This is a genomic window from Pseudarthrobacter sp. SORGH_AS 212, assembly GCF_030818145.1.
In the GTDB taxonomy this organism is placed as follows: domain Bacteria; phylum Actinomycetota; class Actinomycetes; order Actinomycetales; family Micrococcaceae; genus Arthrobacter.
Genome location: NZ_JAUTAA010000001.1, coordinates 1174653 through 1189502 on the forward strand (window position 1 = coordinate 1174653; position 14850 = coordinate 1189502).

Below are 14850 nucleotides of genomic sequence, written 5' to 3' on the forward strand. Positions count from 1 at the left end.
GCTGGAAGGTCAGAAAAGACCCTCTGGGGGACTATCGCACGGAAGAGCTTTGAGTTTGTTTGCGGCGTGTCCGCCAGCGACGGGTTTGCAGCCCTTGAACCGACCGTCATCGGAGAGCAGGACGGTCATATGGTGGTCGGCGTGGTCGCGCCACTAGATGCTCATTCCGGTTGAGCCGTCGAGGCGGAGGAATTCCCAAGCCCGCCATAACGCCTCCAGCCGGCTGATGGCTTCTTCGTGTTTCCACCACGCCGGGCACCAAGTTCGGTCGGTTCCGCTGAGGCTCCGCCGGTAGGACGGGGAAAGATGCTCCTGCACGAAGTCACCAGGTCTTTGTAGAACAGCTCCGGTTCAGTGGCTTCTTCTGCTTCCTGCTGGTGGCACCGCCTGGTTCCGGCCAGCAGGGGCGCAAACACTCAGCCGTCGCTCAAGAACCGCCCCTAGAGTGATGGCAGGGCCGGCGGGGGGATGCCCGTCTGAGACCGCGGTTATCCCACCCAGCCGCCGCCGGCCATCAAACCTTCCGCTCCTACCCGGCCTCTTCGAGGTGGAATTCGACCCGGTACTTCATGAACCGGATGTTCCTCGTCATCGACAACGCCCGGCGGATCCTCAGGTCGTCCTCCTGGGCGATGATGACGCCCTCCACGGACTGGCCCGGTTCGAGCAGAGCGTCCTGGACGTATCCCATGTAGCGCTGGATCTGGCCGACGACGGCGTCGCTGGCCCGGCCCCGCTTCAACTCGACCACCAGCAGCCGGGACCGGTCCTTGCTGATCGCCAGGATGTCCATCGGGCCGGTGTCGGACGGGTACTGCTGGCCGACCGGCTGCCCGTCCTCGGTGTAGATGTCGAACTCCCGTCCCAGGGACGTGCTGGCCCAGTTGTGGACCAGGAACTCCTCGAGCTGCTTCTCCAGCTGGAAGGCCAGCTGTTCCTGCACCTCGGACGCGATCGCCTGGACCACCGGCTGGCTTGCCTCGGTCAGCTGCGTCAGGGTCGCCAGCTCCGCGGCGTGCGCCTCCAGCTGGAAGACCGTCATCGGCACCGCCGCCGTCGACGCCAGGGTCGGGCTCATATCGTCCCGGCTGATCGAGCCTTTCCAGTCCACCGGGCGGCGGTGCGGCAAGTCCGTTCCCGGGTGATATTCGTACCCGCCGGCCACGACCCCGTACTGGTACGTCCGGTCAGGCTTCGGCGCCAGCACCAGATCCCCCTCAGCGATGCCCTCGGACGCCGCCCACAGGTTTCCCATCGCCAGGCCGACCGCCACGCGCGGCTTCTCCGGGTACATCTCCTGGTAGATGCCGTTCATCGCCCTGCGGAACACTTCCGCTCCCCCGCCCAGGTGCGGCCGGATGTCATAGTCACCGATGAAGTCCACACCGATGTACCCGCTGCGGATCATCTCGTCAGCGAACTGTGCGCCGCGGCCCTGCCGGACCACCCATGCTGTCGTCATTGCTCTCCTAGCTCCCTGCCCGTTGCGGGCACTGCAGATGAACGTATCAAGGAGCATGGGGGCGGCCGGAGATGGACGCATAGTGGCCTGAGTAGCCTAAAGGGGACATTGGAGTATGCCCCGTCACAGAGTTTCTGGAAAGATGCCGGCTACACCCAATGAGCCGCCGACACCGGAGGAACCGGACGCTCTTACACTATGAACTGACCCCAGCAAGTCGGGACGATCTGGAAATTTGGATCGCGGCCGCTTAGCTAAAACAATTGTCACCGACCGTAGGCCCAGCAAAGTTACCCCGAAATGGACTGAGCAGCTCGCGCGCGCAAAGGGTTGAAAATTGAAATCCGCTGCTCTGCCCAGCGGTCACGGCCACTTATCAAAGATATTTCATATTCGTGGCGCAAAAGCTACCAATATGACATATCAGCTACTTTCCCAAGTTTCGTTATGTCTCCGGTCCAACCCTTCGCAGGTCGATTGACCTGAAGACACCTAGCGTAGAGTCCACCACCGGGATCGGCTGCAAGCCTTCTAACTCTTGAAGGTCACCTAGATGCCCGACAACCATACTTTTGTTGCAGCGGTCGCCGAGCTCTTGATCGGGGCTGCCACTGCTCGAGTCCGAATTGCTGAAGATGCGAAAGCTGGCAGGAAGTCTCCGTCTTGGATATGAGCCTTGGCCACCACATGGTCGCCACAGCAGGAGTCCAATACCTACTTGGAGGGTAAGCGCGGGACACAATGGAGAGCCCGGTAGGCCCGTGTCGCGACAGTGTCTGCTGCTCCCCGCTGCTAATCGAACATAGACCCTCACGTCGGGAGTCATCAGTCATCGACCGGCCTGCCACAGCACGGTCTTAGGCACCCGTAAGGAAAGCACTCATTGACGCGAGAGTCACCGCGCAGAACGCTGCGCCTTGTCGTAGTGCGTCCGCCCTGATTAGGCCCTCTCCGCGCAGGTTTGGCGACACTAGGGACGGGCCGGACCAGACGGAACGGCAGCAGATGACAGAGCCTTGGAGAGACCTGGGGTTCGTTTACAAAGAATGGGAACCCAAGGCACCCGCATCCGCACCGGGTGGGCCGTAGTAACCACCGCTCAGCGCGACGGCCTTCCGACACCGTTCCACCCGCACCCAAGGCACCCGCATCCACACCGGGTGGGCCGTAGTAACCACCGCTCAGCGCGACGGCCTTCCGACACCGTTCCACCCGCACCCAAGGCACCCGCATCCACACCGGGTGGGCCGTAGTAACCACCGCTCAGCGCGACGGCCTTCCGACACCGTTCCACCCGCACCCAAGGCACCCGCATCCACACCGGGTGGGCCGTAGTAACCACCGCTCAGCGCGACGGCCTTCCGACACCGTTCCACCCGCACCCAAGGCACCCGCATCCACACCGGGTCAGACTGCCCTTCAGCTTCGGATTGCTCTCGAATCCACGAGATCACCCCGGCCGCTGGTCAGCGAGACCAATCGCCCATTTTTTGGGGTAAAAAATCACTATCAAGTTTTCAAGGAGCTAGCCCGGGTTGAACTCCCGGTGCGTACAAACATCTATGCGGGGTCACCGGTGACGGCGGTCTGCTTCCTCCACAGGCCTCCACAGCCATTCTGACTCCACTAACAGGGTGTGCCCCTTCGGGAGTCGATGAACTCATCCAGCTTGGTGTTGGTACCTTGGGCTCTGCCCAGGACGATGCCAGATTCGCTACGGGCGCCCGCAGCGAAGCGGACTCTAGCCGGAAGGCCGGCAGGCATACGATTCTGGGCTGCAGCGAGTGGTTTGAATGAGCTCACGCCCTGGAGTGTGCGGCTAGTTTGGCAATCGCGCAACCTGGGCAAAAGTTTCTTGCATGGTCCTCAGCCAGGTGGCCGCGATTCCGCCGCCGCCAACAGGTGCCGATCATCGCCGCCGGCGTGCACACCTCGAATCACACACACATCTGGACTTCCGAGGGCGAGGTTGGACACGTGGTCACCAGAACAATGGCGTCGGGGAACCATCCTGCGGCATCTCAGGTACCCGTAGCCTGTTCGGGAGAAGCCAACGGCACCGTGGTTGCCCGAAATGGCCGTTGTCCCTCCGATTGATCCGGGTCGGTGTCGAACCGACCGGAACCGACCAAGACCGACCGGGGGGTCGGTCTAAAATTTGATGCAAAAAGCCCGTGAATAAAGGGAAGTAGGCCCTATCTATCTATCTATACCTACTTACCTACCTTAAAACACACACATACAGGTGAGCTCACAGTGATGTTGTTTCCTCACCCAAAATCATTAACATCACCGTTCTCTTATGGAGATGTTGTTCCCCGGTCGGTGTGGTCGGTTGGCCCACTTGCAGACACCCAAGAACCCCTAGAATCCGGGGCAAAACAGGGCATAAATTAGACCGACCGGGGGTCGGTTCCGGGCCGGCACCGGGTGGGTTCGGCCCTCAAAAGGGTGGGTTTCGGCGGTCCACCGCCGTTTTATTCGCTGCCCTGCTCCGTTCCGAAGCCGTCCGAACAAAGACCGACCGGACCCCTGCCGGGCTTCAAGGAACGGTCGTCGTTCCTCTCCCGGAACTCGCCACGCGTCCTTCCAACGGGTTGCTCTGCTTTGCACGCGCTCCAACAGTGCATCAGTTCCCTTCCCACTGGCCGCGGCTGCCAAGGCCTTCGAGATTTACCGTCACACCGGCGTTCCTACGTCTTATCTTTTCTGTCCCCATACGGGCGAAGGCGGTTGCCCGCAGGTACATTCGACGGGAACGAGGAGAAACCATTGGGCTACAGCCACTTCTTTCCCGGGCTGGGGCAACGCCAAAGGTGATCAACGACGCGCGCAGGATCATGGCGGCCTGCCCGGTCACGATCTGCGGTCCCAACATTCGTGAGAAGCCGCCGGGTCTGCCTGTGCTGAATGAGACCGAAGGGATCCGACTGAACGGCTTCGAGGCCGCCGGTGAGGCGTACGAGACGTTCCATCTGCGCGGCACCGACGGGTCGAACTATCCCGGGATGGCAGAGTCCTGCAAGACAGATAACAAGCCCTACGACGAGGTGGTTACGGCCATCCTGATCGCCGCGGTCGTCTACTCCAGAAGCAGCGTGGGCGGCGTTATGAGCGACTGCAACTGGAGTCACTGGTCTCCCGGCATCCACCTCTTCGAGATGGCGGTCCGGCCCCTCACCGAGGACGAGAAGATCGCCCTGGAACTCGATGTCGAAAGCATGCGCCCGCGGCCGTAGGCTGTCAGCCTCTACGATCCGAGCAATTTTGAGATGCTCTAGGTCAGGGAGCTGCACGGCCCCGAAGGGTAGCCGATGGCCAAAATGACGCCGGTCTAAGACCAGCGCTAGGCAACGGAACCCACGACGTAACCAGCCGCCGCGGCGCCACCCAATCCCGCATGCGCATGTCCCTAGAACCTCCGCCAGGGAACCGACGACGACTTGTACAGCCGCTGCCATAAGCATGGTCGCTCCCCGGTTTCGATAAGCTCGACGGCATGACCGGAATGACAAGCCCAGCCGACTCTCCGGCCGGGCAGGCCGCGGCGGCCGCCAGGGAACTCTACAAGCAGGACGACTACGTTCAGGCGCTGCAGGACCTCAGCCACGACGAACTCCGGGACCGAATGAGCGAAACCGTAGCCTTGGAGAAGGTGGCTATCCAGGAGTGGCTGGACTCCGGCGACTGCTACGTCATCTCCCACGCCGGAAAACTCCACCTGCCCACTTGTGACAGCATGCAGCGATTCATGGACCGTGACTCCGCCTGGTTTACCAACCTTCGCTTCCCCCAACGGCTCCAAGGGGACGCGCCCGACGATGACCCCATCCCCGCCTGGCCTATCCTGCGGACACGCACACAGATCGAAGCTCTGTCCTCCTACACACCCTGCCCGCTGTGCGCCCCCATGCCGGTCCCGCCCGAAGCACGGTTCGGCGCCAAGCAATGGACTCACCTTCATGCCCGCAACCTGAAGTCCAAGCATTTCGGCACCGAGTTCCGTTCGGCCGACGGCTCGATCCTCGGTGCGCTGACCAAGATCACCACTGTGGAGACCATTGACGGACTCGACTTCACCGCCGAATTTGAACACGCAGAAGCCCCCATCACCGATCCGGACATCGAACTGATGTACCGGACCGGGATGCGGGCCCTGGCTAATCAGGCACTCTCCTAGCGGGTTTCCTCCAGGGCCTGTCCCGAAAACAGGCGTCAGGCCCAGGTATCCGCAGACTGCGGTGATGTAGGGCAGGATTGGAGAATTGGGAAGGGGACGTCATTGGCTCAACGGAACAATGGCTATGTGCTGCCTGACATCCTAGTGCCGGGGCTGGACGCCGTCTTTGTGGGGACGGTTGTCGGTAGGAAGAGTGCCGAGAAAGGGCACTATTACTCGGATCCAACAAACAGATTCTGGCCAAGACTTCAGCAGGCCGGGCTGACGCCCACAAGGCTTGGCCCGGAGGACGATCAGGTTCTGCCGGCCTTTGGGCTGGGTTTGACCGACCTGAACAAGGTGGATGCGAGCAGTAAGGACGATGTGCCCTTTTATCCGGCTGACTTCGACCTGCGCATCAGGGCCGTCGCCCCGTCATGGGTGGTTTTCAACGGGCGGCGGCCGGCAGCCGAGTACGCCGCGTGGAGAGGATTGGCTGAGCCCTCCTATGGATTCCTGAACTGGACTATCGGCGACAGTCTTGTCTTCGTGGTGCCAAACTCGTCCGGCAACAACTGGGATGGACGGATGCTCGGCGGGAAAACGACGGTGGAATGGTGGCAGGAGGCCGGCCAGCACATCGCTCAGACCCGCGGCGGTTAGAGGTCCTTCGAGCAGTCCTCGCAGATTCTGTCAGCCTTTTCGTCGTTCTCCAGCAGGTCCCCGCGGCCACTGCATTCTTCGGTATGGCTTTGATGTCGGCGCAGTCGCCGCAGAGGCCGCAGAGGCCGTCCCAGCCTTGGCCGTCGTCCAGGGGGTTGCCGCGGCTGCAGGGGTCGTCATCGAGGTCGATTTCCTCGCTCGCTGAGGGCTGTGTCGGGTTCAGCGTGGTACGTGGGGGCGAACTGGCCGTCGGTACGGATGCCTGCGGGCTGGCGTTCTGTTTGGATGCTCATCCCCCACGTGTGCGGCCGTGTTTCAGGATGGTCGAAGCGCCCGCTGCACTGCCTTGCTGACTGCGCCCACAGCTGTCCCTGTGTAAAGGCCATGGCCAATAATGAAGGCGATGGCGTCCTGTTCGGTCGCGGGGCTCCCCGCTCTGAAAACAAGCCTGCGCGGAAAGGTTGCGCGTCAGGGGTCAGGAGCATCAAGTTCGCGACCTCCGCGTGTCCCTGAGCAACTCCTCCTGGACAACCACTACCCCCTGTAAGGTCTGATCACCCCACGGCATGGGGCAGCAAAAAGCCCCAGCAACAGCCGTGCCGGGGCTTTCCGGACGCTACTTCTGGCCGAGCTGCTCGTTTGCTTCCGCCATTGCCTTCTCGTTGTCATCGACAGGGAGCTGGTCTTCAACGTAGTAGCCGCCCGTCTGACTGGCGTGTTCGCCCGCGCAGTGCGCAACCCTGTGGAACTGCTCAGGAGCGAGCCTCTTCCCGGGGCCACCGCTGGCGCCGTGGTGGTGAACGCCGGCGCACCGGTAGCAAAGAACGTCCACGTAGCGGTCCCATCGCTTGGTTGCCCTGTCCTGCAACAGGCTGTGGGCGATCACCCCATTGTTCAGACCCTTATGCGTCTCAATCCATTGCGTCCTGACTGCCTTGGGGACGGCCCCCTTGTCCGCGACGGTGACATTGTTGGCTTTTGCCCATTCTCTGATCAGCTTGGCGACGTGCCTGTCATTGTCGGCTCGGGTCGCGGAATTCTGTACCTGCTTCGGTGTCATGGTTCTCATTTCGGTTCGATGATCGCTTCCGTCGATATTGTGCACCATGAAACTCCGGCGGCCTGTCGGGATCGCCGTGGCTGCGACGTTGATACCGCTACTTAGCAGCCAGCGTGATGAGACACCCACAAGGGCCTTCTCGGCCTTCGCCTGCAAATCCGGAATCCCCTGGGTCAGACCCCCGGAGTTCAGCCGGTCAGTGTAGCGGAAGCGAAAGGCAGGGCGAAGGTCAGGGTGGATGTGCGGTTGTTCATGGCCCTTATATGTGCGGCTACCGGCATAAGTGTCGGCGGTCAGACTAGGGCGGTCCACCCCCTGGACCATGTGGTCCAAGTAAGTGGTCCATTGAAGTGGTCCAGGTGGTCCGCCCGGTGGTCCACTCCAAACCGGATGTGTGGTCCAACGGCTTTAGACTGGGCCTCCCGCTCGGTCCAGCGGATCAGGGTGCAGACGGTGTGAGGGCGAACGTAACCGATGAGAAGCTCAAGGATTGAACCCGACAGCCGGACGATGACGATGGCCTCAATGACGTTGGTGGGGGTGCTGGCCCTCGCCAGCTTCACTCTCTCGTTCCAGGGGCTGATCCAGGCTGCTGACTGGGCCGGTATTGCTCCCCCAGCTGCGGTGGCTGGTGCCGATCGTGGTGGACTCGACGATCCTGGTGTACGCCGTAGCGGCCTCCGTTCAGCGCGTCGGCGGCGAATCAACCATGCTGTCGTGGTGCGCCGTCGGCTTTTTCACTGCTGTGTCGGTGGCTGCCAACGCCGCGCACGTGCTGGCGCCGAACGGTGTCCCCGTTGCCATTGACGGCACGGTGATCTTCGGCGCGTTCCTGGCGGCCATCATGCCGGTCAGCCTTTTCTTCGCGACGAAGACGACCGTGCAGCTTGCCGTCGCTCCCCCGGTTGGTTCCGTGTCGCAGCGCCGGAAGCGAGCCCAGGCCCGGCTGGTCCAGGAACGGGGTGGACAGAGAGCATGGACCAGTTCGGGCCAATTTCCGGACCAGCAGCGGGGCAGCGTGGTCCAGCTAAGTGGACCGGTCCGTGGACCACGTATGGACCACCCTTCTAGACCAGCCCGGACCAAGGCCGAGGTGAATCCCGAGCGCATCCTGGAACTGGCCGAGCAGAAGCTTTCCCAGCGGGCGACCGCACAGCAGTTGGGGACGTCCAAAACGACGGTAGCGCGGGTTCTCGCTGAGCATGCCGAGTACCGTGGCGGATCCTCAGGGAAGGTCGCGGCACTGGCTCAGGCCTAGGGTTGGACAGGCTCCGCGGCAGTTTGCGTCCAGTTTCCGGGCACTCGCTAGGACCCTCGGTCTTCCCCGCGTTTCTTCCGCCAGACATGTCACGGCTTCGCTGTTGGAAAACTAGCCCCGGCACGTCACTCGCCGGCGGCGCGCGAAGAGACTGCAATGATCGGCCAGGGCCCGAATTCGCAGGCCCAAAGCACAGGCTCACCCAAAGTCAGCAGGTACTTGTTGACATACCCCTCGCGGTGGACAGGAAGCTCGAGCACTGGACGGACAACGGCGGCAGTAGCTGCCCGGGGCCAGGCCGGGTGGCTGCGCCATCGTTGTCGATGCCAATGAGGTCGTAAAACTCCCCGGCGTGCGGATGGGTCCGGTCGCCGTCCCGCAGCAACAACATCCAGGCGTCTAACTGCATGGCGATGAGATCTTGTGGCCTCGCCGCACACATACTCTTTATCAATCCATGCAGATCGAGGAGCATCATGACTAAAATCCCGAGAGACCACCGTCGCGAGACGATCGATCCCGGATGGGACCGGCCCCACGATCGCGACCAGGAATGGGCGAAAAAGCTTGCGTACGTGGTGCGCTTCGTAGCGGAACATGGGCGGCCGCCGTCCGGCAAGTCTAAAGATCCACGTGAGGCTAAAGCCGGGGCCTGGTTTCAGCACCAGAAAGCCGGCAGCGGGATGACCCCGGAGCGCGAGGCAGCGCTTAACCGTGCACTGCCCAAGTGGAGGGAGACCAAGAACGACCAATGGATGCGGAAGCTCAGCGAGGTACAGGCCTACTACAAGAGGCATGGCCGCCGCCCCAACCCCCACGCCCCAGACTCAGCTGAAAGGTCACTCGGCTCCTGGTATTGGAACGCCATGAACCGTGCCCAGACCCGCGAGCGAGTGGACGCCATGGCCAAGGCCGACCTGGGTTCCTGCCGTACCCAGGATGGATTGTGGCAGGAGAAGCTGGAGCTCTGCGTTCAGTTTGTTCGCGATCATGCGCGCTATCCGGCATTTGGCAAGGAAAGTCACCAGGACGAGCGCCGGCTGGGCGCTTGGCTCGGCGAGCAAAGGCGTCTGGGCACCAAGCTAAGGCCATCACGTCGGCGTGCGCTCGATGTAACACTGGCCGAATGGGCTATGCCAAAGTCGGCTCCAGGTCGAGCCGGAAGGCCCGTGGGTTTCAGGGCTGCTCCGTAGCCTGCTCCCTTGCCTTGACTGCCGTCCGCAGCCTGTCCTGCCTAATGCATGACCAGCTTCCCTCGCCGTCAAATTACATAACCGGCCTGTGCCTCCAGCCGCCGCCGTTCCGCTCAGGCACAACGATTTTCTGATTGGCCGAGCCCAGCCCTCTGGGCCCGGTGACCGTGCACCTGTTCGGCCTCATCATCCGCTACCCGGCCGGCGCCGAAGCGGTCACCGGCTACTCCTACGAGTCCTGGCACCTCCGCTACGTCGGCGTCGTCGCTGCGACCGAGATCCATGACCAGGGCATCACCCTGGAGGAGTTCACCGCCCGCCACTCGCCGAGCTGATGGGCCCGGTCAGGGGGTCGGACCTTCGACCCCCACGTCCTCATTGAGGAACACCTGGACCGCGACCACGTGCGCCTCGGTCAGCCCCTCGTCCGGATTCGGCTTCTCCAGGAGGACCGGCCGGCTGTAGTTGTGGGCCCACTCGTGCACGTCCGGGCCGAGCACGTCATCTATCCACGCGACCGCTTCCCAGTCCGCCTCGCCGGCGGCGTCCATCCGGTCGAGCCACCGTGCCACGGACCGGAGCTTCGGCGTCGGCTGTTCATCATCCCCGGGCTTGGGGGTGATCGTCACCCGCAGCGGTTCGTCCTCCATCTCGATCCGCTCCTCCAGCGAGGTGACCACTTCCGGCGTGGAGGTTGAGGCCCACGCGATCCTGCCCTTGGTGGCGAGCCGCCGCACCAGGGCGACCTTCCCATCGGACAGTTCCACGGACGGGTCGCCGTCGCCTTGGATGATCTTCGGGTTCAGCACGCCGTCGATGTCGAGAAGGATGAGCAGCTTCATGACGCGACCCTAGTCCTTGCCCCGGTCCGGCGATAGCAGCCACCCACGCCCGCCGGCTCCGCTGGCTGGCTCCCCGGCCGCGAAGCGGTCGGCGGGCGATAGCCCCAGTCGGTCTGCTGATGCCTGTGAGTCTTGCCGATGCTGGGTTGGATGCCACCATATTTAAGAGGGGCTCAGGCGCTTCGCGCCTTCGCCCACCCCGTATCGATTCCCCTTTGCGGATACCTTCTCGTCCGTCACACTGATCGTCTTCTTCTCGTTGACCTCTTGGCCGCTGCGCGGCCTGGCTTCCCGTCGGCGCGGTGCGCCGGGCTGAGCGAGGACCAGGGCGCTGCGCGCCCGGGTCCGTTGCGGGGCCCGCCCGCCTGGTGCCGGCGTCGCTGCGCTCCTTTGGGCACCCGGCCGGGCTGTCTTCGCGGGGGTCGGCTGGCCTTCCCTGCGGGGCTGAGGCGGCTGCGCCGCCAGTGACGTTGGACTGTCCGTTGGCTTCTCGTTTCCCCTGGGGCTTCTGGCTGGCTGGATAGGCGCTTCGCGCCGGGGAGTTGGCCCTCATGATGGGCGTTTCGTGTTCCGTCTCGTTGTACTCTGCGGTGGCTTTGCGTGGTCCTTGGCCCGGCTGCCGCCGGGCCGCTTCCTTTCCGTTGGTCTGGTCGTTGTCGGTCCGTTGTCCTCGCTGCTTCGCAGCGGGGCTTCATAGGGATGGCCTTCCTTCAAGGGACGAGGGCTTCGCCCTGGGAGCCGGACTTCGTCCGTCCGGGCCGCGCTCCGTTGGCTGTTCGATGAGCCGAACGATTCGTGGCGCGTCGAGGTGGCTCGGAGGTTTCCCTCGCTGCTCGCGCAGCGCGTTTCCACGACAAGCTGACTCTGCGCCGAGCGCATCGATGACCCCTGTCTTCCCGGGGCGAAGCCCCTACCACCACAAGAGCTCCGCAGGACAAGGCACTGACCGTTCCACGCACTGCCTGCGCGCAGCGCTACCAACTTGCGCAGCTGGCAGCCGAGGCTGGGAGATGAGGGGCTCATCCTGGGGCGAAGCCCCTTGCACGGCGGCCGCAGGCCACGGGCTGGACGGCGCAGCCGTCGTCGTTGGGGTCGGCCGGAGGGCCCGTGCGGGTGAGGCCCAGGGCGGAGCCCGGCCACCCGGAGGGGACGAAGGCCAGCGGCCCGCAGGGCTGCTCCTCTGCGAGGGATGCCGCACACTGTGGAGTACAGGCGGTATCCGAGAAGATGAGGGCTCCTATCCTCCACAAACCACTCGTGGGAGAGGCCCGAAGCCGGGCGAGAACCCCGATCCTGGGTTCCGGTGTTTTGCGGGTTTTGCATTCTTAAGTGCGAAATCTGAATAGGCGTAAATCCGGAGCATGAGGTCTCTGGGGTGCAGGGGCCGATTCTACGCATGGTTCAGGGCATGGACCTTCGAATTTTTAGGCTCTCCCGCGCAGGCGGTATCGACACCAACCCACTACCTTCACGCAACGGGCAGGCACTTTCGCTTCCGCTGTCGCCCAGAACGGTGCAGCGACCTTGCTCACCCGGCGTGAGGCCACCGGCCTGCACGGCTACGTGATCCTCGACGCAAAATCAGTCGCCGCCAACGCGCCGGTCCAGCTCGCGCACACGGTCGGTGCCCGAGCCGAAGAGACAGAGATGCCCACCGACCTGGCGCAGTCGCCCGCCATCGGGAAGCTGGTGTTCAAGAACTCGCCGGCGCTTCGCGAGACCCAGTCCGGCATCGACCCGACCGAGCTTCCCCGCATCCTGGCCAACGTCCTGCCGGCCGACTCCTGGGTCGCCGTCTCGATGCGCGCTCCGTCCAACAAGGAGCGGAAGCACTACACGCCCTGGCTGGCCAACCGGCTGGGCACTGCCACCCCGGTCCACCACTCCACCTCACCCACGGCCATGGTCATCTCCATCACCGCCGGCGGATCATCCGAGGACGAAGTCCGCTCCGTGCTGGCCCAGGTCACCGCCGGTCTGCCCGGCTTCGACCTCGACTCGGACGTCACCTTCCCGGCCACCCGGCACCGCGCCGCAGTGGGTGCCTTCATCGCCCCGGCCTTGGCAGCCGCAGCACTCATCGGTGTGCCGTTCATCCCCGCGGAAGTCACTGCACTGGCACCTGCTGCCTTCGGTTTCCTCACCCCAGTCCTCCTCGGCCTGGCCGTGGTCGCCGGACTCCTGGCAGCCGCCGCCTTCACCGGCAAGCTCGTCTCCCCTGACACCAAGCTTCGCGCCGCTTTGGCCGCAGCTTCATTCCCACAGCCGGCTGGTCGAAGCGGCAAACCCAACCCGCCACGCAAGGAACAGACGGTCAAGCGCCAAGCCGCCAACGGCCAGCCCTACGAGAAGCGCATCGCCGCCTCCGACGGTGACTACCCGCTGGCACCGGACGCCTTCCTGGTAGGACCCAACGTTGTCGTCGGCATGGTTTCCCCACACGCCGGCGCCATCTCCGGTGAAGCCGCAACCCGCGCCCGCGCCACTCCCCCGGGGCTGCTGCAGGACATCGGCCCGATGCTCGGAAGCAATGACGACGGCCTTGATGCTGTCCGTCTCGTCGATAATCCCCGCCCTGGCGGGAGACGGCGGCGGATGAGTTGCCTTCGCCCCCTTCGATAAAAGCAGCCCCTTGTTCGTGATGGTGGGCCGAACCACCCCACCGCCGAAGGCAGCCGTGCCTTCGAGGTATCCCGCGTCTCGGCCCCGGTTAGTCGCGGCATCCACTTCGGCTTCGGAGTAGGGGTCACCCATAAAGGTGCCGTGCTTGCTGCTGCTGAAGCCATCGATATTCGGCGAGGTCCCGCCCTCGTGGTACTCGTCTTCAAGCCAGAGAAGGACTGCCCTGCGCGCCGTCTGATTGCGCCGCTTGCGGTTAGAGCGCAGATCCTTGAACTCTTCCGCCACGTCTACGCCTTATCGAAGGTATGAACCTGATACCGCCTGGCAGGACTTTCACTTTCGATCGATAAGCTTGCAGTATCAACTACTTGAGGGGGACATTCTGTATCCAAGCATCGACAGCAGCGTCACTGACATCTTGAAGGCGTCCTGGTCCATCACGGATGGCCGCGTCGTACCGAAGACGGAAGACATCGTGATGAAGAACGGCGGACGGCTGGTGGACGCTAGCTACCTGTACGCCGATCTTGCTGGTTCATCCAAGATGGCAAACTCGCTGCTGAAAGAGACCACCGCCAAGATCATCCGCGCCTACATCAACACGGCCTCCCGCATCCTCCGCAACTATGGCGGGGAGATCAGGAGCTTCGACGGTGACCGCGTGATGGCAATCTTTATGGGCGAGGATAAGGAAACGAAGGCTGTCCGCGCCGCCCTTGCGATCAACTGGGCAGTGTTCGAGGTCTTGCGCCCCAAGATCAAAGCGAACTGGAGCGACGGAGAAGACTTCTGCGACATCACCCACGGCATAGGCATCGACACCGGAGAAGCCTTGATCGTCCGCGGCGGTGTGCGTGACAACAACGACTTGATCTCCATCGGCAAGGCACCCAACCGCGCTGCAAAGCTCAGTGAGCTTCGTGGTTCCCAGCAGATCACGATTACCTCGGCGGTCTATGAAGCGATGGATAACGAGGTTGCCTTCATGGAGAACGGCCAGCGCATGTGGGGCCAGACATACAACCGCAATGACAGCGGGCAGAACGAAGTGATCTACCGTTCTTCGTCTTACTGGGGAGTGTAAGTGGAAGACAAGGAAGCCATCGACAGCGCCTGGAAGATCCACGCCGCCCAAGTTGATTGGACCGGCAAGGTTGATACGAAGGCTTCGTTTGCCTTTGGTCTTGAATCGGCAGCTATCGTCACCACGGTTGCCCTTAGTGCTGAGGGCAGAATCTTCGGTGACATCAGCGACCCCGCCGCTGGTTGGTTCTACGGCATTGGCCTTACGCTGATCCTGGCGGGAGCAACCTTTGCCGTAGCTGTAGTTATCCCCCGGCTCAAGTCAGACATAGTGAAGAAGACAGCAGAGGACAACTTCATCTACTTCGGACACGCCCAACACTGGGAACCAGCTGAACTTGCGTCGGCCATCAAGGACCGCGACATCCTTCCGGTTATCAGCAGGCAGATCGTGGTCATGGCCGACATTGCCTGGCAGAAGCATCGTTGGGTACAGCGCTCGATGTTCCTTGGGTGCGCGGGTGGTGTCTGTATTGTCCTGGCCGCGTTGGTACTGAGGTTCCTATAA

General features: G+C 63.0%; 12 protein-coding genes and 1 pseudogene. 9 read left to right on the top strand and 4 right to left on the bottom strand.

The features are described 5' to 3' along the window. Positions 1 to 9: 9 nt before the first annotated feature. A pseudogene (locus tag QE394_RS05225) lies at positions 10 to 318 on the bottom strand (DUF4913 domain-containing protein). A 211-nt stretch (positions 319 to 529) separates the two neighbouring features. Beyond that, positions 530 to 1462 (bottom strand): endonuclease NucS domain-containing protein, encoded by a 933-nt coding sequence (locus tag QE394_RS05230; protein ID WP_349033931.1) that lies wholly within the window; start codon positions 1460 to 1462, stop codon positions 530 to 532. Positions 1463 to 4365: 2903 nt separating this feature from the next. Here QE394_RS05230 and QE394_RS05235 point away from each other — a divergent pair. The 3 genes from QE394_RS05235 to QE394_RS05245 all read left to right on the top strand — a co-directional run bounded on the left by QE394_RS05235 (position 4366) and on the right by QE394_RS05245 (position 6284). Next, on the top strand, positions 4366 to 4701 hold the full coding sequence (locus tag QE394_RS05235) for a hypothetical protein (RefSeq protein WP_349033932.1): 336 nt from the start codon (positions 4366 to 4368) through the stop codon (positions 4699 to 4701). Between the two features lie 260 nt (positions 4702 to 4961). Further along, positions 4962 to 5642, top strand: coding sequence for a hypothetical protein (locus QE394_RS05240; RefSeq protein WP_349033933.1), 681 nt, complete (start codon positions 4962 to 4964; stop codon positions 5640 to 5642). 126 nt (positions 5643 to 5768) lie between these two features. Beyond that, positions 5769 to 6284 (top strand): mismatch-specific DNA-glycosylase, encoded by a 516-nt coding sequence (locus QE394_RS05245; protein WP_349033934.1) that lies wholly within the window; start codon positions 5769 to 5771, stop codon positions 6282 to 6284. A 616-nt stretch (positions 6285 to 6900) separates the two neighbouring features. On the opposite strand, the gene QE394_RS05250 is transcribed toward QE394_RS05245, so the two are convergent. After that, positions 6901 to 7677, bottom strand: coding sequence for a hypothetical protein (locus QE394_RS05250; protein WP_349033935.1), 777 nt, complete (start codon positions 7675 to 7677; stop codon positions 6901 to 6903). A 298-nt stretch (positions 7678 to 7975) separates the two neighbouring features. Here QE394_RS05250 and QE394_RS05255 point away from each other — a divergent pair, with 298 nt between their 5' ends. The 3 genes from QE394_RS05255 (at position 7976) to QE394_RS05265 (ending at position 10130) form a co-directional block, all read left to right on the top strand. Further along, on the top strand, positions 7976 to 8602 hold the full coding sequence (locus QE394_RS05255) for a helix-turn-helix domain-containing protein (protein ID WP_349033936.1): 627 nt from the start codon (positions 7976 to 7978) through the stop codon (positions 8600 to 8602). A 476-nt stretch (positions 8603 to 9078) separates the two neighbouring features. Next, complete coding sequence (locus QE394_RS05260; RefSeq protein ID WP_349033937.1) at positions 9079 to 9795, top strand: hypothetical protein; 717 nt, start codon at positions 9079 to 9081, stop codon at positions 9793 to 9795. Between the two features lie 134 nt (positions 9796 to 9929). After that, on the top strand, positions 9930 to 10130 hold the full coding sequence (locus tag QE394_RS05265) for a D-alanyl-D-alanine carboxypeptidase family protein (RefSeq protein ID WP_349033938.1): 201 nt from the start codon (positions 9930 to 9932) through the stop codon (positions 10128 to 10130). A gap of 9 nt (positions 10131 to 10139) precedes the next feature. Here the strand turns inward: QE394_RS05265 and QE394_RS05270 are convergent, their stop codons facing one another. Then, positions 10140 to 10637, bottom strand: a complete 498-nt coding sequence (locus tag QE394_RS05270) for an HAD domain-containing protein (protein WP_349033939.1) — start codon at positions 10635 to 10637, stop codon at positions 10140 to 10142. A 1524-nt stretch (positions 10638 to 12161) separates the two neighbouring features. Between QE394_RS05270 and QE394_RS05275 the strand changes: the two genes are divergently transcribed. From QE394_RS05275 to QE394_RS05285, 3 genes are all read left to right on the top strand, one after another. Next, a complete protein-coding gene (locus QE394_RS05275) occupies positions 12162 to 13259 on the top strand; it encodes a hypothetical protein (RefSeq protein ID WP_349033940.1) in 1098 nt (365 codons plus the stop codon). Positions 13260 to 13527: 268 nt separating this feature from the next. Next, on the top strand, positions 13528 to 14343 hold the full coding sequence (locus QE394_RS05280) for an adenylate/guanylate cyclase domain-containing protein (protein ID WP_349033941.1): 816 nt from the start codon (positions 13528 to 13530) through the stop codon (positions 14341 to 14343). After that, positions 14344 to 14850 carry a Pycsar system effector family protein gene (locus tag QE394_RS05285; RefSeq protein ID WP_349033942.1) on the top strand — a complete coding sequence of 169 codons (507 nt, stop codon included), beginning with the start codon at positions 14344 to 14346 and terminating at the stop codon, positions 14848 to 14850.

Bases quoted from the DNA above. Each gene is read 5' to 3' on its own strand.
- QE394_RS05230 (WP_349033931.1), bottom strand. From the start codon at position 1,462: ATGACGACAGCATGGGTGGTCCGGCAGGGCCGCGGCGCACAGTTCGCT.
- QE394_RS05240 (WP_349033933.1), top strand. From the start codon at position 4,962: ATGACCGGAATGACAAGCCCAGCCGACTCTCCGGCCGGGCAGGCCGCG.
- QE394_RS05260 (WP_349033937.1), top strand. From the start codon at position 9,079: ATGACTAAAATCCCGAGAGACCACCGTCGCGAGACGATCGATCCCGGA.
- QE394_RS05270 (WP_349033939.1), bottom strand. From the start codon at position 10,637: ATGAAGCTGCTCATCCTTCTCGACATCGACGGCGTGCTGAACCCGAAG.